Source organism: Fulvivirga sp. AWR4_260, assembly GCF_056158185.1.
The window spans coordinates 3,049,156-3,067,401 of sequence record NZ_JBSWSU010000015.1 but is presented as its reverse complement, the minus strand read 5'-3'; the positions used below and the strand labels follow the sequence as shown (position 1 = coordinate 3,067,401).

Sequence of the window (18,246 nt, the reverse complement as noted above, 5' to 3'; positions counted from 1 at the left end):
TATTCATCTCATATGCGATTTATTTTATTCATTTCTTTAGCTCTTACGATTTCGTCATGCGTTAAGCATTCGAAAGATAAGATGCTGCCCATTGAAATGAATGTAAACGAAGATAATGCCCTTAAATACTTACAGGAGATAGAAGCTGAAAGTAATAAGGATCCAAACGTTTACTATCAGCTAGCAAAGGCCTATGTGGCGAAAGGTAATTATACCGCTGCATCTGAAAAAATAGATGTGGCCATTAAATTAGAAGAAGACAATGCAGACTTTTTTTATTTAAAAGGGAAAGTACTTTACGAGTTAAAAGAAGCTGAAGATGGCATAAAAGTACTGACCATGGCAGAAGCTATGGGAGTAAAGCATAGAGAACTTTATAGAATGTTGGCCTCAGAGTATCAAATGGTGGGGCAGGAGGCCTTGGCGTTACAAGCTGTTGATAGATTTTTGTCGAGAGAGAAAACCGCAGATGCACTTACTTTGAAAGGAGACATTTATTTAGCTCAGCACGATACCATCAATGCCGTTGATAATTATGAAAAGGCTACAGAAATTAATAGCAAGTTTGAGTTACCTTACAGAAGGTTAACCGCTATCTATTTGAATAAAGATAATATAGGCCAAGCTACCACTTACATAAATAAGTTATTGGCTTCAGATTCTTTAAATATTGATTTCATTGCATTTAAAGGAGAACTGAAAGTTAAAGTGAATCAATACGATAGTGCCAAATCAATCTATCAGTTTCTCACCAAACAAAGAGACAATAAACAGGATTGGTACTATTTGGCAAAGAGCTATTACGAACTTAATCAGTATGATTCGGCCGAGATGATGGCTGCGGAAGCTTTACGTAAAGATGCTGAGTTGATAGATGCAAAAATGGTAATTGCGCGAGCTCAAGACAAGCGAAAACATTACCAAGATGCAATAGATACTTATGAATCTATTTTAAAGCAAGATTCCACTTATAATTTAGCTTCCACAGAATTGGACATTTTGAAAAGAAAAGTTGCATATTTGTGGCGCATGGAGCAGGCACGCAAAATAAATGATTCAATTCAGAGTAGTGCCCCTCCATTAATAAGGAAAAAAGAAATTACAGATAATTAGTAAGTAAATTTTGAGTATGATCAAGATTACATTACCTGATGGTTCTGTCAGGGAGTATGAGCAAGGTGTAACAAGCCACGAAATAGCCATGAGTATCAGCGAAGGATTGGCAAGAAATGTCCTTTCTGCAAAGGTAAATGGTGAAGTTTGGGATTCTAACCGTCCAATAACGACAGATGCCACGGTGCAATTGTTAACCTGGAATGATGATGAAGGTAAATCCACCTTCTGGCATTCGTCTGCTCACTTGCTTGCTGAAGCTCTGGAAGAATTATACCCAGGCATTAAGTTTGGTATAGGTCCACCTATCGATAATGGATTTTACTACGATGTAGATTTGGGCGATAAGGTGTTAGGAGAGGATGATCTTGCGGCCATAGAAAAGAAAATGCTAGAACTTGCTAAGAAAAAAAGTGAGTTTGTTAGAACTGACGTAAGTAAAGCTGATGCTATAAAGTACTTTGAAGGTAAGGGCGATGAGTATAAGTTAGAGCTTATAGAAGGTCTTGAAGATGGAAGCATTACTTTTTATCAGCAAGGTAATTTTGTTGATTTATGTCGTGGGCCACATATTCCTCATACCGGTGTTATAAAAGCACTTAAGTTGATGAGTATTGCTGGAGCCTATTGGCGAGGTGATGAAAAGAGAAAGCAATTAACGCGTATATATGGTGTTTCTTTCCCTAAACAGAAAGAATTAAAAGAGCACTTAGAGCGCCTTGAAGAAGCAAAAAAGAGAGATCATAGAAAACTAGGTAAAGAATTAGAACTCTTTACGTTCTCTGAAAAAGTAGGAATGGGATTACCTTTATGGTTGCCCAAAGGAACTATTTTAAGAGAAAGATTAGAGAATTTTTTGCGTAAAGCGCAAGTAAAAGCTGGTTATGATCCAGTGGTTACTCCGCATATCGGATCTAAACAGTTATATGTAACTTCAGGTCATTACGAGAAGTACGGAGAAGATTCTTTTCAGCCAATAAAAACTCCTAATGAAGATGAAGAGTTTTTGTTGAAACCAATGAACTGTCCGCATCATTGTGAGATTTATAAATCTAAACCAAGGTCTTATAGAGACTTGCCAGTAAGGTTGGCAGAATTTGGTACAGTATATAGATATGAACAAAGTGGGGAGTTACATGGTTTAACTAGAGTAAGAGGCTTTACTCAGGATGATGCTCACGTTTTCTGTAGACCAGACCAGGTTAAAGAAGAGTTTATAAAAGTAATAGATCTTGTACTTTTTGTATTTAGGTCTTTAGGCTTTGAAGATTATACAGCTCAGGTTTCTTTAAGAGACCCAGAAAATAAGAGTAAATACATTGGTAAAGATGAGCTTTGGGAAGTTGCTGAAAGGCAAATACAAGAAGCTGCCGATGAAAAGGGATTGAAAACTATCAGAGAATTTGGCGAAGCGGCATTTTATGGCCCTAAGTTAGATTTTATGGTGAAAGACGCATTGGGTAGAAGCTGGCAATTAGGAACTATACAGGTAGACTATAATTTACCTGAAAGGTTTGAGTTAGAATATACCGGTGCCGATAATCAAAAACACAGGCCTGTGATGTTACACAGAGCACCATTTGGTTCATTGGAAAGATTCGTGGCTGTGCTAATAGAGCACTGCGGTGGTAATTTCCCATTGTGGTTAGCGCCAGACCAAATAGCTGTGTTGCCTATTTCTGAAAAATATCAGGAGTATGCAGAAAGCGTTTATGCAGAATTCGGAGAAAGCGATATAAGAGGTTATGTAGATAACCGAGATGAAAAAATTGGAAGAAAAATCAGAGACGCAGAAGTTAAGAAAGTACCTTTCATGCTTATAGTAGGGGAGAAGGAGATGGAAGAAAGTAAAGTTTCAGTACGCAGACATGGTGAAGGAGATTTGGGAAGTATGCTACTTTCTGAGTTTATATCACATTTTAAAAAGGAAAGTGAACTGAAATTTTAATAATTAAAGTTTAGAGTATATATTTAGAATGTCTAAATATTGAGTGTGTCAAGGTTAGATAGGTTATAAATAACTTAACCTATAATAAAACTTTTGATATATCAAATAATATTTTGATATTTGCAATCTGTTTTTTCTAATTAAATAAGGAGGTTAACATTAGTAAACAAAAATTTCAACGAAGGGGCTATCGAGGGAGAGTAGAAGAGCCCTACAAAGTAAATTCAAAAATTACTGCCCGTGAGGTAAGGTTAGTAGGTGAAAACGTAGAAGTAGATATTTATTCTACCGACCAAGCCCTGAAGATGGCCCGAGAACAAAACTTGGATTTAGTAGAAATTTCTCCTAAGGCAGATCCGCCCGTATGTAAAATTATAGACTATTCTAAGTTTAAGTATGAGCAGAAGAAAAAACAGAAGGAAATAAAGGCCAAAGCTCAGAAGACGGTAATTAAGGAAATTAGATTCGGTCCTAATACCGAAGATCATGATTTTAACTTTAAGTTGAATCATGCTATGAAGTTCCTTAAAGAAGGTTCTAAAGTGAAAGCATACGTGCATTTCGTAGGTAGAACTATCGTATTTAAAGAGCGTGGTGAAATATTGTTATTGAAGTTTGCTCAAGCCTTAGAGGATTATGGTAAAGTAGAACAATTACCAAAACTAGAAGGTAAGAGAATGACAATGTTCATAGCACCTAAGGCTGGTGGTAAAAAGTAGAAAATACAGATCTATATAATATATATAAAATGCCTAAATTTAAAGTTAAATCAGGAGCGAAGAAGAGGTTTAAATTGACAGGAAGTGGTAAGATTAAAAGAAAACATGCTTTTAAAAGCCACATTCTGACTAAAAAAGAAACCAAGCAGAAGAGAGGTCTGACTAAAATGGGATTAGTTCATAAGTCAGATGAGAACAATGTTAAAACGATGCTTAGCATCTAATAAATAACTAGGTTTTAAATTTTCACCCGGTTAGTGGCTTTAAAGTGTTTGAGTAATCGAAACGCCAATGACCAAAAACAATTAAAAAATGCCAAGATCAGTAAATCACGTTGCCTCTAAGGCGAGAAGAAAAAAAATACTTAAGGCTGCCAAAGGTTACTTTGGTAGAAGAAAAAATGTTTGGACAGTAGCTAAAAACGCTGTCGAAAAAGGTTGGGGCTATTCTTACAGAGATAGAAAAGCTAAGAAAAGAGATTTCAGAAAATTATGGATCACCAGAATTAACGCTGGTGCTAGACTTCACGGAATGTCTTATTCTCAATTCATGGGTGCTGTTAAAAAAGCTAATATTGACTTAAACAGAAAAGTATTAGCAGATTTAGCAATGAATCACCCTGAAGCTTTTGAAGCTATCGTTAAAAAAGTAAAATAAGTTTAACCGAAAGGTCTGTATTTAGAAACCTGACTGAAAAGTCAGGTTTTTTTTATATCCTACCGTGAAGTGAAACCATGAAATTTCTGCCAGGTGCACATATGCCTGATGAATATGGCCTGTATCTCTGATCCGTTATATTCTCTATACCAGCTCCCACTTCTAAGTATTCATTTATTTGCTTTTGTACTTTCACATTTATGGTGTACCATTTAGGAGAGTACGGCTGACCACTGGCATCAATAGCATACATGTAGTCTTTGCTTTTTTCGCTTTCCGATAATTGTGCATTGCTGATTTGACCATTATAGATGCCGTATAGGTCAATGTAAAATGTGTTTTTTCTGTAAATGATGTGACTGCTTCCAAAAAAAGGCGCAACGTGGCGTAGTGGGGAGACACTTCCATTATCTAACTCTTCTTTTCCTTTTTGATAATTAATAGCCGTTTTCCAGGTTATAGCTGAGAATAAATTTATATTTATTTCGCTTTCAAATCCATAAACGTATGCATATCCTGCATTTTGAATAGCTTGAACTTGGCTCAGTTCTCCAGAATAATAGATGCTATCTTCTCCGTTAAATTGGAAATTTCGTCTTACCATAGCATTTTTTAGATAGGTGAAATAACCCGAAATGCTTAATGATAATATCTTTGAAATTTTTTCAGTATATGTGTTTTCTATATTGTAAGCATATTCTGGTTTTAGACTGGGGTTGGGTATTACCACTGAAGAGGGTTCCGAATCAAACACTTTACCTATGTCATCTATATTAGGGGCTCTAAATCCAGTGCTTATAGTAGATGTGAATTTTTTCAGGTTTTCTTTATTCCAACAGTACCCTATACTTCCTGTTAATGCGGAAAAATGTTCGGTAGCTCGGGTTACAGGAAGAGGGTAGAAAGTGGTGTCAAAATTAGCAAAGAGTTTTATGCTGTTATATCTCACACTGGCGGAGATATTTTTATTGGCACTCACTTGGTGGGTCAGATTTGCATATGCTGCAGAAGAGTTCCACTCAGAATCGTTAGGGTAACGGCTAGGAGCCGGAGATTTTACTTTACTTACAAGGTTAGATGTGTTGCCATGGGAATGTATCTTATTGTGAATAAATTCAATTCCGTAATAAGCGTTTGTCTTATTTGATATTGATTTTTTTAAATCTAGGCTGTAGGTTGCAGCGTCTACTTTTTCTTCGTTGTTAGTTTTCTCATCGCTCATATAGTCTCTATCGTGACGACTCTCTTCAAATTGCTGATAAGATATGTTAAACTTGGCAATATCGTATAATTTAGTGTGATGATAACTATTTAACTCTATGTGGTGAAAGGTCCATTTTTGTGGGCCATAATACCATTCGGCAGAGCTAGGAAGATCATTTTTATATCGTATCAATCGGTCATATCTCGCATAGTTGGATGTTTTGCTGTGGTTAAATGTATAATCTAATATTAACTCAGAAGCAGGCCTGAATCTAACTTTTTGCATAACGCTTAGTTGATTATATCCGCTATAAATTTGCTTTTTGGGATCATCATTTTGAATTACAGAATCCTTACCGTTAATGCGAGCGACGTATTCATTTCTGAGGTAGGAGGCAGGGCCATGTTGGCCCATGTTGAGGTCATTAAAATCTGAATAAGTAATACTAGATAAAAATGCCCATTTTTTTATACCTACGCCTATGTCTAGGTGGTTGGTGAACTCGCCATTTGCAGAAGACCATCTGGATATAGCGTTACCATTAATTTTAGGGGCATTTGAATTAGAAAATATTGGTGTTAGAGTACGAAAACTCATTACGCCACCTATGGCATCACTGCCATATATGGCGGTGCCCGGTCCATACAGTATTTCCGTTGATTCTAGACTAAAGGGATCAATGGAAATAACATTTTGTAGGTTACCACTTCTAAAAATAGCATTATTCATTCTGATTCCATCAACCGAGATTAGTACTCTATTGGCTGAGAAACCACGAATCATAGGGCTACCACCTCCAAGTTGGCTTTTTTGTAGAAATACGTGACCTGATGAATTAAGTAAGTCAGCTGAAGTTTGATAACCTTGAAAAATCACTTCTGATTTAGAAATATGGTTGACTTTCCTTGGTAGGTACTCTTCAGATTCTGACCAGCCAGTGGAAGAAACCACTACTTCATTTAAAGTAATGTCAGATGTGTTGAGTGTTACCTTAAAATGTTTACTTTTTAATTCATCCGCAGTGAAAGTGACAGTTTTGTATCCTGACTTTTGCAGTATTACCGATTGAGTTGTATCCAAGGAAAGTTGTGCTATTCCCAAGCTGTTGGTATAGGTATGTTCCTTTAACCCTTCTGTGTATACCAATACATTTTCAATGGGAAGTTGATTGTCGCTATTTCTTATCTCAAGGGCTTGACAGTAAACGGTTGATAAAGAGATGAAAAAGGCGAAAAAAGTGAGTATAAGGTGTTTTTTGGGCAGCATTTTACGCATATAAAAAAATCAATTTATCTGAATTATTAAATAAATCCAAAGTAAAAATGAAAAATCAGTGTTAAGTTGGTAGTTAGATTATAGACTTAATTAACTTTAATTTTTAAAACTTATTTACATAATGCCGTTAGTAGATTCAACTTATTCACCTCCGTTTTTAATGAGAAATGGGCACGTTGCCACTGTTATTCCTAGTGTTTTCAGGAAAATTACTGGTATAGCTTATCAAAGGGAGCGCATTTATACTAATGATAATGATTTTCTGGATTTAGACTGGCTGAAGAAAGGGAGGGATAAATTGATTATAATTTCTCACGGGTTGGAAGGGAGCGCCAACAGGCCTTATGTAAAAGGTATGTCAAAATTCTTTTTTAAGAATGGGTGGGATGCTTTGGGCTGGAATTGTAGGAGTTGCAGTGGTGAAATGAATACGCAAGCACGTTTTTATCACCATGGAGCAACGGAAGATTTAGAGACTGTAGTGAATTATGCCATTAAAACTTATGGTTATAAAACTATTGTTTTGGTAGGCTTTAGTATGGGCGGAGGTCTAACGCTAAAATATATTGGAGAAAGAGAAGGAAACTTGCAAGAGCAAGTGAAAAGTGGAATAGCTTTTAGCGTGCCAGTGTCTTTAGCTTCCAGTGTTAGAGAATTAGGGTTGAGGAAAAATGACTTTTATAGAAAGAGATTTCTTCGCAAGTTGGAAGCTAAAATACGAGAGAAGTCTACCAAATTTCCAGATCAAATTGTGTATTCTAATTTCAACGACATAAAACAATTTCCTGATTTTGATAATAAATACACCGCACCGTTACACGGCTTTTTAAATGCAGACCATTTTTATGAAATGGCTAGTCCATCTCAGTATATGTATAACACAAAAGTACCTTTACTTATTGTGAATGCTGTAAACGATCCATTTTTGGGTGATGAATGTTACCCTTATGAAGATTGTAAAAATAGTGAAATGGTATATTTGGAAACCCCTAAATATGGAGGACACGTGGGATTTGCTTTAAATGGAGAAGCTAATTATATGGAGAAAAGAACTTTAGAGTTTATCAATCAGCATGTTAATATTAATAATTCTTAAGTTTTAGGTGAATTAGGCTAATTTTATTTTCTCTTTCAAAAGAGAAAGTCTTTTCTTGTTCGGTAATGTAATTGTAAAGTTTGAGAGACCTTTCATAAGCAGATTTTGCATATATATTGTCAGTAGTCAGTTCTGCTGATTGAAATAATAATTCGGCCATAGCACTTATTTTATGTATGCTTAGCCCCTTGTTTTTAACAATATTAATGATATCTGAATCTATTAAATTAGTTAGCGTTTCGCCTGTTAAGCTAGTTACTTCAGCTTCAATCATTTGCTTTGCGTCATCTTCAAGACCATCTTGTTTAAGCATTAAAATTTTAGCCAAAACTTGATGGAATTTTTGAATCTCACTTAAAATATAATCTCGTCTTAACATGCGCTAATCTTTAATTATTTTCTTCACCCTGCCTACTAAGCCGTTATCAAGTCTCACTTTTATTCCGTGAGGATGTTTCGGTGAATTGGTCAATAAGCTTTGTACCACGCCTTCGGTTAATTTTCCTGTTCTCTGATCTTGCTTTAAAACGATGGCCACTTTTAGTCCAGGGGTGATATTTTTTCGTAAAGTTCCTTCCATACTCAAATTTACGAGAGCGTACTATTATAAGTTCGTTTTTTGAGCATTACTTGTCCCATATTTCATAATATTGTTAATATACTCAATTTGGTTATTCGAATTATGAAGAAATTTATAAAATGGACGATACTAATATTAGTGTTTTGTAGTCTTATTTATGGTGGCAAGTATGCTTTCGATGCTCTACCAATCATTTCTGGCTACGGAGCTAAAAATTTGTGTAGCTGTGTATATGTTTCAGGCAGGTCAGCAGACGATGGCATCAGAGAAGATTTGGGTATGTTTCCCTTATCACTAGGTACTTATAGTATAAATAGCTCTGATTCTTCAGCCACAGGAAGTGTATTTGGTATTGCTGTACGTAAAGCCATTTTCAGAAATGGAGTAGGTTGTACTTTAGTGTCTAAAATTGATGAAGAGGAACTGCGTCAACAAAAATTTAGTGTGCCCAATAAGCCATTGCTTTCCGATACTTTGCCTTGGCCGTATGGTAGTGGTGAAGATTTATACCAAGATTCATTAGTTAATTATTCTTCGCTTCAAAAAGCAATAGATAATGCTTTCTTGGAAGATAAAGAAAAACTAAAGAAGAATACTAGAGCGGTTTTGGTTGTTCATAATGGAAATCTAATTGCTGAAAAATACGCTGATGGCTTTACTGAATCTACACCTCAAATAGCATGGTCAATGACTAAAAGCTTTACCAATGCTCTTATTGGTATATTAGTGAAGGAAGGGAAAATAGATATCTATAAACCGGCTCCAGTTAAGCAATGGTCTGATTTAAATGATCCGAGGCATCCAATCACCATTGACAATTTGCTTAGAATGAGTAGTGGATTGTATTGGGAAGAGGAATATGCTGGCCCAAGTACTGCCACTAAAATGCTTTTTCAAAAAGCAGATATGGGGGGATATGCAGCAAGCCAACCTGTAGCTTACCCTCCTGATTCGGTGTGGTATTATTCAAGTGGGACATCCAATATTTTATCCAAAGTTATAAGGGAGACAGTGGGAGAGAAGCAGTATGTTCCGTTCGTTTACAACAATTTGTTATACAAAATTGGAATGTCGAGTGCTGTCATTGAACCAGATCCGTCTGGTACATATGTAGGAAGTTCATATATGTATGCAACTCCAAGAGATTTGGCGAAATTTGGATATTTGTTTTTAAATGATGGCGTGTGGAATGGAGAAAGAATTTTGCCTGAAGGCTGGGTTAAATACTCAAGCACACCTACAGCTAAGGCTGCTCAAGGTAATTATGGCGCTCATTTTTGGCTGAATGCGGGCACGGCATCAGACCCTAAAGATCGTTATTATCCTGATGCTCCTGCGGATATGTATAGCTTAAATGGGTTTAATGGTCAAAGGGTATTCATCATCCCATCTAAAAATGTAATTATTGTAAGGATGGGGCTTTCTAAGCGGCAAGCTTTCGATTTTAACCTGTTTGTTAAAGAGATCCTAGCATCAATATCATAAAAAAAGGAAAGCATTTTTGCTTTCCTTTTTTAGTTTAAAATCTTACCGTTCTTAGTGAACTCAATATCTTTATTTTTGCCTTTTCTCTTAAATTCTACATCATAGAATTTTCCTTTTTTAGCATTGTCCACAGCTTCTATTTCAGTAATCTCGTCTTTATCATAGTTTTTCTCTATGATTTTTTGAACCTTGCTAGGGAGATCATCAAATTTAATACTGTTTTCAGTTTCCACCCATTGACCTGATTTTTCGAAATCTGCACGGTATTTTTCGCCATTCATTTTAAAGTCGGCTTCATAATAACCATGGTCATCTACATTCCAATCTACATCACCGTGTGAGGGATATTTTTTTTGAAATGCAGCAGTCACTTCTTTTGGGATATCTTGCGCAAAAAGATTTAGCGAGATAGCATTAAAAGCAAATAATCCAATATATATTAATTTTTTCATGGTTTAGCGTTTTGTTTGTTACCTAACGCCATTCATGAAAGAATTGTTAAATTAATATTTTGCTACAGAAGAATCAATTTCGTCAGACCAAGCTAAAATACCACCTTTAAGGTTGTATAAATTATCTAAGTCATACTTATGCTCCCAGTAACGAATAGCCTGTGCACTTCTTGCTCCACTTCTACAGTGAACCACCACCTTTTTGTCACGAGCAATTTTGTCACCTGCATCAGGTTGGTCATTTCTAGGAATTAAATCTCCTTTGAGGTTAGCGATCTCATACTCATGAGTTTCACGAACATCAATCAGTTGGAAATCTTCATTAGAATCTATCATTTCCTTTAATTCCTGTACTGTAATCTCTTTCATTTCGTTAGATTTTATATTTCCTTGACAAAACTCATCATAGTCTATGAGTTTTTCAATTTTAGTTAAATTTTTATTTTTGTTGAATCTTATAATACGCGTTTCACAGTTTAGCGCATTATAAATTAATAATTTACCTCGTAAAGGCTCTCCAATTTCAGCAATAATTTTGATGGCTTCGTTGGCTTGCATGCTGCCAATAATACCTGGAAGTACTCCTAAAACACCACCCATTTCACAATTAGGCACTGAGTCAGGTTCTGGGGGTGAAGGAAAAATATCGCGATATGTAGGGCCATCATTATAATTGAACACAGACACTTGCCCTTCAAATCTGAAAATGGAACCATAAATGAAAGGCTTGTCTAATAACACACAGGCATCATTTACGAGATATCTCGTGGGGAAATTATCTGTGCCATCGATAATGACATCGTATTTACTAAGAATATCAAGCGCATTGGCTGAAGTCAACTTTTCCAAATAAACTTCAACTTCGATATGAGGGTTGAGTTCATTGATTCTTTTTTTTGCTGCAAGGGCTTTTTTATCGCCTACATTTTTCTCGCTAAAAAGCACTTGCCTTTGTAGGTTGGAGACTTCTATTTTATCAAAATCAATAATCCCTATTCGTCCTATTCCTGCTGCTGCTAGGTAAAGCAATGCAGGGCTACCCAAGCCTCCAGAACCAATCATTAAGATGGAGGCATTTTTTAACTTTACTTGACCTTCAAGCCCAAAGTTTGGAAGTACAAAATGCCTGCTGTATCGCTTTAATTCTTCGTTTTTTAGTTCTTGCATAACTAATTGTTAAGCCTTAGTAACGATAGCCTAACTCATAAAGTCAGGTATTGTTTACGAAGTAAGGTTAAAAACGTTTCAATATAAGTTCAGAAACCGTTTCACCAATGGCCAGAGACGAGGTTGCTGCAGGTGAAGGAGCATTACACACGTTAACGGCAAATTGATTTTCTTTTATTAAAAAGTCGTCAATTAATCCACCATTCTTATCACATGCCTGCGCACGTACGCCTGCGCCTCCTGGTACCAAGTCTTTTTCTGTAATTTCAGGCATCAGTTTCTGTAGTGCCTTGGTAAAAGCAGCCTTGGAGAATGATCTGTACATTTCACCCATTCCTGTTTTCCAATATTTTTTAGCCACCTTTTGAAAACCTGGCCACATTAATGTTTCTCCTAGTTCTTTCAAGTTAATGTCACTCTTAGAGTATCCCTCTCTTCTAAAGGCAAGCACAGCGTTTGGTCCAGCTTCAATGCCACCCTTCATCATTCTTGTAAAATGAACTCCTAAGAATGGGAAGTTAGGGTCAGGCACTGGGTAAATAAGGTTTTTAACTAAGTATTCCTTTTCTTGACTAAGTTTATAGTACTCACCTCTGAAGGGTATTATCTTCACATTTAACTGTTGTTCTGTGAATTTTGCTACTTTATCAGAATATAAACCTGAGCAGTTAACCACCAGTTTGGTAGAGTAGGAGCCTTTGTTGGTAATTATGGTAGACCCTTCCTTTTCCGAAGTTTTTATATCTATCACTTTTTCGCCTAGTCTAATATCTCCATCTTTTTGTTTAATGACTTCAGCATACTTTTCGGCTACTTGTGTGTAATCTATTATTCCGGTTTGTGGTACAAAAATACCAGCCACACCATTTACATGAGGTTCATGCTCACTAAGTTCTTCTTTTCCTAAAATTTTAAGTCCGGTAAGTCCATTCTGCGTTCCTCTTTCATGAAGTGTATTCATTAAAGGAATTTCTTCTTGTGAAGTTGCCACAACTATTTTTCCACATAAGTCGTATTCAATGTCATGTTCATCGCAGAATTGTATCAGGGAGTTATAGCCTTTAATACAATTGGTAGCCTTTAAACTTCCGGGTTTATAATATAAACCAGAGTGTATAACTCCACTATTATGCCCGGTCTGATGCTTGGCTAAAGAGGTTTCTTTATCTAAGACTAAAAGTTTTAAAGCAGGTTTTTGCTTTTTAATTTGCAAAGCAGTGGCTAGCCCCACAATTCCTGCACCGATGATAACAATATCGTATTTCAAGTGTTAAAATGTTGTTTGAGATCACGAATATAGCATATGTTAGTAAAAAAGAGGTAAATATTTAACGGTGATCTCTTAATTAATTCATGAAAATAAAAAAGATATATAATCAGATATGGAGAAAAAAGATGAGGCTGATGCCTTATCTTTTTTTGTTATTACTATTAACCACATGTACTCAGGTGGAGACAGTGGTGAAGCCTCCATTTATAATTATTAAGAAAGCAGCAGATATATTACCTATAGAAGGTGATTTGATTAAACCTGTGATTTATTTTAACGAGTTTAATTTTGACCAATTAGCCGTTAAAAAGAAGAAGCAGAAGTTTATAGATATGCTAGTGCCTTCTATATTAATAGCCAAGCACAATATTGAGATTGATAGAAAGAAGGTTGCTGATATAATTTCAAAGATGGATACTGAAGGTAGTATTGATGAGCAAGACAGTATTTTTATGACTGAGTATCTCGAGAAATTTAAAGCTAAAGATCCAGAAGACTTATATTATAGGTTAGCGACTCATCCTACAAGTATAGTTTTAGCTCAAGCTGCTGTAGAAAGTGGTTGGGGGAGTTCTAGGTTTTTTAGAAAGGCTAACAATTTATTTGGTATTTGGTCTTATAATAAAAAGGAAAAGAGAATTAAAGCCAGTCAAACACGAGCAGGAAGAGCTATATATGTAAGACGCTATAGTGATATATCTAGCTCCATTGCAGATTATTTTAGAATGTTGGCCAGTGCTTCGGCATATAAATCTTTTAGACAAAAGAGAACGGAAGAGACAGACCCTTACAAGTTAACCTATTTCTTGAAAAACTATTCTGAACTCAATTACACCTATGTTTCTCGTTTGAATTTAGTAATCAGAAAAAATAAGTTAGCCCGTTACGATTCGGTTAAGCTAGACCCTAATTACTATGTGCAGGGCGAAAAAATAGAGCTTGAGCAATGATTAAATTATTTTTATCAATATTGGTAGTATTGCCTCTGATAGCAGGCTGCACGTCACAGGCCGAAGATAAAACATCTGTTATTGATAACAAGGAGCATCCGTTTAAGTCCGTGAGTATATTTGTCTACCATAGATTTGGTGATGATAGGTATCCTTCAACCAATATATCACTGCCCGTATTTGAAGAGCATTTAAAATATCTTCAATCAGAGCATTATATTGTAATGACATTATCTGATGCTATAGATTATATGCAAAATGATGATGTACCGGCTAATAAAAAAGTAGCTGTGATTACTGTAGATGATGGATATAAAAGTTTTCAAACTGGTGCTATGCCTCTTTTAAAAAAGTATGGTTTTACTGCTACTTTATATATTAATACAGAAACAGTAGGAGCCACTAGTTATCTTACTTGGGCAGAGTTAAAAAGCATTGCTTCTGCCGACATTGAAATAGGTAATCATACACATAGCCATGCTTATTTTGTTGATTTACCTAAAGAGAACCGCTATAAGGTTTTTAAGGAAGATATTCAGTTAGCGCAATCACTTATAAAAGAACATTTGAAAATTAATACATCCGTTTTTGCTTATCCTTACGGAGAGTTAGACACAGAGATGGAAGATGTGGTGCGTTCTTTAAGTTTTAAAGGGGCAGTGGCTCAAAATTCAGGAGCGATGCATTCAAACGGCAATTATTTTTCTATGCCCAGATTTCCTATGGCTAGTAATTTTGCCACTTTAAATAGGTTTAAGGAGAAAATAAATATGACAGCGCCAGTGGTGGAGGGAAATCCTGAAGCGCATCATGTAGTGCATTCAAATACTTCCCAATCTTTTGAAATAGCTTTAAAGGGAAATAATATTAATAAGAATTCTATGCAGTGCTTTAATCAGGCGGGTGACTGTGAAGTTTTAATCGTAAATGAATCACCTTTAAGGTTAAAGTTTATCGGCAAATCGCCATTAAAGAAGAGAAGAACTTTATATACCTTAACATACACTGATAAGGAAGGACAGTGGTATTGGTATAGTCAATTATTTATAAAGTCCAATACTAAGGAGTAATTAAAGGTAGGGGGTGCCTACCTATTCATTTATTTTTTGAAAATCCATAGAAACAGAGTTAATGCAGTAACGCAGGCCTGTAGGCTCTGGACCATCAGGAAATACGTGCCCAAGATGGCCTCCACATCTAGAGCACAATACCTCATCTCTTTGCATACCTAAGGTACTATCGGTTCCTATTACAATATTATTTTCAGTAATAGGTTTAAAAAAGCTTGGCCACCCAGTTCCGGATTCAAATTTAGAGTTAGAGCTAAATAATTTTTGATGGCATGCTGCACACACATAAGTGCCTTCATCGTGGTTGTCCCAAAGGTCTCCACTAAAGGCTCTTTCAGTTCCTTTTTTTCGTAAAACCCTGAATTCCTCAGCGGTAAGTTCGTTTTTCCAATCTGTCTCAGATTTTTCTACTTCAAAACTCATATCTTTCCCCGTTTTATTATTAGATTGTTGACCTTTAAGGCAACTACTAAATATCAATGAAAAAATCAGAACTGCTATTTTGCTATAAATTTTCATCTTTATCATTTTATATTCACCTTTAGAAACTGAATTAAAATGTTTAAGTTCGGATTTTATTCATATTATAATTCGATTGTCGTGCGAAAGACTAAAATATAATGGTTACTTTAGGTGCGCAGACCGAATTAGATAATAAATTGCTATTTTGTAGTTAATTTTTGAAATTAAAATAATTGAAGTTTAATTTACAACTGTGATAGTTGAGCTTTTATAAGATCATTTCATGAAAAAGCTAAGTCTTATTTTTTTACTACTATTTGTAGGGTATGCAGGAGTAGCGCAGAATTATCAGTTACATGCTGTTTATATTTATAGTTTTATCAGGTACATTCAATGGCCGGAGTCTACCCAGCAGGGAGATTTTGTAATTGGAGTATTAGGAGATACCCCTCTGGAGCAGCATCTTCGAAAAATGGCAGAAGTCAAAAAGGCTGGAGATCGAAAAATTGTTATTAAGAAGTTTTCTGATGCCACTACGGTAAAGAAAACTGATATTTTATTCGTTTCTGAAAGCTATGAAGATTTTAACGCGGCACTAGAAAAGGTGGGTAATAACAATACTTTAATAATTACAGAGAAAGAAGGGCAGGGAAAAAGAGGAAGTAATATTAACTTTATTGTAAGAGATGGCCGGTTAGCCTTTGAGCTAAATAGAGCAGCTATGCAGCGCGCCAATTTGCAGGTGTCTACCGAACTGACAAAACTGGCTATTATTATTTAGTATTTTTTAACGCAACAACATAATATATTTACTTACTCAGGCTTATGAGAAACATAAAGTTTAAAATAGGTAATAAGATATTCGGAGGCTTTCTGATACTTATCATCCTATTTATAATCAACGCTTCTGTCATTTTTATTAATGGAAATAGAATAGATACAGTTGTTAACAGATCATCTGAGATAATAAGCCCTTCTGAAGATGGGATCAATAACTTTATTTTGTTAGTGACCAGATCAAAAATGTTGATCACCAACTGGGTTTATCTCCAAAGTAACACTGAAGATAAAGAAGCCTTAAAGAATTTACATGAGTTTGAATATCCTCAGTTAAAGGATGATATTAATAATTTGATGGTTTCATGGGAAGTGGATAGTCAAAGAATATTGATGGATTCTGCTTTTGCTGAGTTTGATAAGTTAATCGGTGTAGAGAAGGATATCATGTCTCAGTTGGTAACATTTGAGAATTATGAAGATCCTCTTACAAAATTGTTAGCAGAGGATGCTATCGATAGCCAAGTTATTCCTTTGACAAACTCTATCATTAAAAGTTTGGATAAAGTGGCGCAGATGCAGCAATTCGTTTCGGAAGAGTCTAGTGCTGACTTGAAAAATGCGGCTAATGAATTAAGGAACACGACTATCCTGCTGGGTATAATAATAGTCAGTTTGAGTTTAGTTACCTCATTTTTAATGACACGGAACATTACGAGGCCTATCAACTACATTAAAGATATTATCATCAAGTTGGGTAAAGGTGAGTTGGTGAATGAAAGAAATAGAAAATTCAGCAATGATGAAATAGGAGAAATGGCTCGGGCCATGGACAACCTAGTGAAAGGGCTGGGGTCAACAACGTTATTTGCAGAGAATATTGGTAAGGGACATTATGATAGTGAATTTAAGCCATTAAGTTCTCATGATACTTTAGGTAATGCCCTAATTGATATGAGAGATAACCTTTCACGAGTAGCCGAAGAGGATAAGAAGCGTAATTGGTCTACTGAAGGTTTGGCTAAGTTTGGAGATATTCTTAGAAAGAATAACGATAATATATCTAACCTTTGTGATGACATTGTAAGCAACCTAGTAAAGTATATGGGGGCTAATCAAGGAGGTATCTACATTATTGAAGAAGATGTCAGTGATGAGCCATATATGACATTGACAGCTTGTTATGCTTGGGATAAGAAGAAATATATAGATCAAAAGGTATATAGAGGAGAAGGATTGGCAGGTCAGGTTTGGCAAGAGATGGATACTATCTACTTAACTGAGGTGCCTGATAACTATGTTAAAATTACAAGTGGTTTAGGTGATGCTAATCCAAGAAGTATTTTAATAGTTCCTTTAAAGGTTAACGAAGAGATATATGGTGTGGTGGAAATAGCTTCATTTAAAATATTTGAAGACTATGAAGTAGAGTTTGTTGAAAAAATTGCCGAGAGTATAGCCTCTACAGTTTCTTCAGTGAAAATCAACGCGAAAACTCAAAAGTTACTGTCTGAGTCGCAAGAAATGACAGAGCAAATGAGATCCCAAGAAGAGGAAATGCGCCAGAACATGGAAGAGTTGCAGGCTACTCAAGAGGAAATGCAGCGTGGTCAAGCTGAGGCAGAAAATACTATGGAAGCTATTAATATGGCTATCTCTACCGTTGAATTTGATGGTGAGGGTAAGATATTAAACGCTAACCGCAATTACTTGGAGATGATGGGCTATACTAAAGACGAAGTGGTAGGAGAACATCATAGAGTATTTGTTACTAAAGATGAAAAAACAACAGATGCTTATAAGCAATTCTGGAGAGATTTATCTGTAGGAATGCCTAAAGAAGGAGTGTTTAAGAGATTAACGAGAAGTGGTGATATAAAGCATATCAGAGAAAGTTATGCTTCAACAAAAAATAGAGATGGTTCGGTAGCTAAGATTATTTTGTTTGCTACGGATTTAACTGAGGTTAAATAATGAAACTCTCAAATTCAATAAATAAAAAAAGCGGTTTTAAAACCGCT

Annotated in this window: 18 protein-coding genes; 11 read left to right on the top strand and 7 right to left on the bottom strand. The window is 35.6% G+C overall.

Annotation, left to right across the window (positions count from 1 at the left end):
* Window positions 1-12 precede the first annotated feature (12 nt).
* The 5 genes from ACXACQ_RS19290 (at window position 13) to rplT (ending at window position 4,437) form a co-directional block, all read left to right on the top strand.
* Complete coding sequence (locus ACXACQ_RS19290; protein WP_474977624.1) at window positions 13-1,113, top strand: tetratricopeptide repeat protein; 1,101 nt, start codon at window positions 13-15, stop codon at window positions 1,111-1,113.
* A gap of 16 nt (window positions 1,114-1,129) precedes the next feature.
* Window positions 1,130-3,061 (top strand): threonine--tRNA ligase, encoded by a 1,932-nt coding sequence (gene thrS / locus ACXACQ_RS19285; RefSeq protein WP_474977623.1) that lies wholly within the window; start codon window positions 1,130-1,132, stop codon window positions 3,059-3,061.
* Window positions 3,062-3,219: 158 nt separating this feature from the next.
* Complete coding sequence (gene infC / locus ACXACQ_RS19280) at window positions 3,220-3,780, top strand: translation initiation factor IF-3 (protein WP_474978490.1); 561 nt, start codon at window positions 3,220-3,222, stop codon at window positions 3,778-3,780.
* Window positions 3,781-3,809: 29 nt separating this feature from the next.
* Complete coding sequence (rpmI, locus tag ACXACQ_RS19275; RefSeq protein WP_474977622.1) at window positions 3,810-4,004, top strand: 50S ribosomal protein L35; 195 nt, start codon at window positions 3,810-3,812, stop codon at window positions 4,002-4,004.
* An 88-nt stretch (window positions 4,005-4,092) separates the two neighbouring features.
* Complete coding sequence (gene rplT / locus ACXACQ_RS19270) at window positions 4,093-4,437, top strand: 50S ribosomal protein L20 (RefSeq protein WP_474977621.1); 345 nt, start codon at window positions 4,093-4,095, stop codon at window positions 4,435-4,437.
* A gap of 52 nt (window positions 4,438-4,489) precedes the next feature.
* On the opposite strand, the gene ACXACQ_RS19265 is transcribed toward rplT, so the two are convergent.
* Window positions 4,490-6,916, bottom strand: coding sequence for a TonB-dependent receptor (locus ACXACQ_RS19265; RefSeq protein WP_474977620.1), 2,427 nt, complete (start codon window positions 6,914-6,916; stop codon window positions 4,490-4,492).
* A gap of 121 nt (window positions 6,917-7,037) precedes the next feature.
* Here ACXACQ_RS19265 and ACXACQ_RS19260 point away from each other — a divergent pair, with 121 nt between their 5' ends.
* Window positions 7,038-8,012 carry a YheT family hydrolase gene (locus tag ACXACQ_RS19260; RefSeq protein ID WP_474977619.1) on the top strand — a complete coding sequence of 325 codons (975 nt, stop codon included), beginning with the start codon at window positions 7,038-7,040 and terminating at the stop codon, window positions 8,010-8,012.
* Here ACXACQ_RS19260 and ACXACQ_RS19255 read toward each other — a convergent pair.
* The gene (locus ACXACQ_RS19255) at window positions 7,999-8,391 is read right to left on the bottom strand and encodes a hypothetical protein (RefSeq protein WP_474977618.1); all 393 of its coding nucleotides are present in this window, start codon (window positions 8,389-8,391) and stop codon (window positions 7,999-8,001) included. The two genes, ACXACQ_RS19260 and ACXACQ_RS19255, sit on opposite strands and share 14 nt — an antisense overlap.
* A gap of 3 nt (window positions 8,392-8,394) precedes the next feature.
* Window positions 8,395-8,592 carry a YwbE family protein gene (locus ACXACQ_RS19250; protein WP_474977617.1) on the bottom strand — a complete coding sequence of 66 codons (198 nt, stop codon included), beginning with the start codon at window positions 8,590-8,592 and terminating at the stop codon, window positions 8,395-8,397.
* A 102-nt stretch (window positions 8,593-8,694) separates the two neighbouring features.
* Between ACXACQ_RS19250 and ACXACQ_RS19245 the strand changes: the two genes are divergently transcribed.
* Window positions 8,695-10,077, top strand: coding sequence for a serine hydrolase domain-containing protein (locus ACXACQ_RS19245; RefSeq protein WP_474977616.1), 1,383 nt, complete (start codon window positions 8,695-8,697; stop codon window positions 10,075-10,077).
* Window positions 10,078-10,106: 29 nt separating this feature from the next.
* Here ACXACQ_RS19245 and ACXACQ_RS19240 read toward each other — a convergent pair whose 3' ends face one another.
* The 3 genes from ACXACQ_RS19240 to lhgO all read right to left on the bottom strand — a co-directional run bounded on the left by ACXACQ_RS19240 (window position 10,107) and on the right by lhgO (window position 12,963).
* Window positions 10,107-10,529, bottom strand: coding sequence for a PepSY-like domain-containing protein (locus ACXACQ_RS19240; protein ID WP_474977615.1), 423 nt, complete (start codon window positions 10,527-10,529; stop codon window positions 10,107-10,109).
* A 51-nt stretch (window positions 10,530-10,580) separates the two neighbouring features.
* Window positions 10,581-11,696, bottom strand: a complete 1,116-nt coding sequence (gene moeB, locus ACXACQ_RS19235) for a molybdopterin-synthase adenylyltransferase MoeB (RefSeq protein ID WP_474977614.1) — start codon at window positions 11,694-11,696, stop codon at window positions 10,581-10,583.
* Window positions 11,697-11,763: 67 nt separating this feature from the next.
* Entirely contained in the window at window positions 11,764-12,963 is a 1,200-nt protein-coding gene (gene lhgO / locus ACXACQ_RS19230; RefSeq protein WP_474977613.1) for an L-2-hydroxyglutarate oxidase, read from the bottom strand.
* 86 nt (window positions 12,964-13,049) lie between these two features.
* On the opposite strand from lhgO, the gene ACXACQ_RS19225 reads away from it, so the two are divergent.
* On the top strand, window positions 13,050-13,916 hold the full coding sequence (locus ACXACQ_RS19225) for a glucosaminidase domain-containing protein (protein WP_474977612.1): 867 nt from the start codon (window positions 13,050-13,052) through the stop codon (window positions 13,914-13,916).
* Window positions 13,913-14,986 (top strand): polysaccharide deacetylase family protein, encoded by a 1,074-nt coding sequence (locus ACXACQ_RS19220; protein ID WP_474977611.1) that lies wholly within the window; start codon window positions 13,913-13,915, stop codon window positions 14,984-14,986. Before ACXACQ_RS19225 ends, ACXACQ_RS19220 begins: the two co-directional genes overlap by 4 nt.
* Window positions 14,987-15,007: 21 nt before the next feature.
* Here ACXACQ_RS19220 and msrB read toward each other — a convergent pair whose 3' ends face one another.
* Window positions 15,008-15,409, bottom strand: a complete 402-nt coding sequence (msrB, locus tag ACXACQ_RS19215; RefSeq protein WP_474977610.1) for a peptide-methionine (R)-S-oxide reductase MsrB — start codon at window positions 15,407-15,409, stop codon at window positions 15,008-15,010.
* A gap of 322 nt (window positions 15,410-15,731) precedes the next feature.
* Between msrB and ACXACQ_RS19210 the strand changes: the two genes are divergently transcribed.
* The gene (locus ACXACQ_RS19210; protein WP_474977609.1) at window positions 15,732-16,229 is read left to right on the top strand and encodes a YfiR family protein; all 498 of its coding nucleotides are present in this window, start codon (window positions 15,732-15,734) and stop codon (window positions 16,227-16,229) included.
* A gap of 44 nt (window positions 16,230-16,273) precedes the next feature.
* Window positions 16,274-18,199, top strand: coding sequence for a GAF domain-containing protein (locus ACXACQ_RS19205; protein ID WP_474977608.1), 1,926 nt, complete (start codon window positions 16,274-16,276; stop codon window positions 18,197-18,199).
* Window positions 18,200-18,246 lie beyond the last annotated feature (47 nt).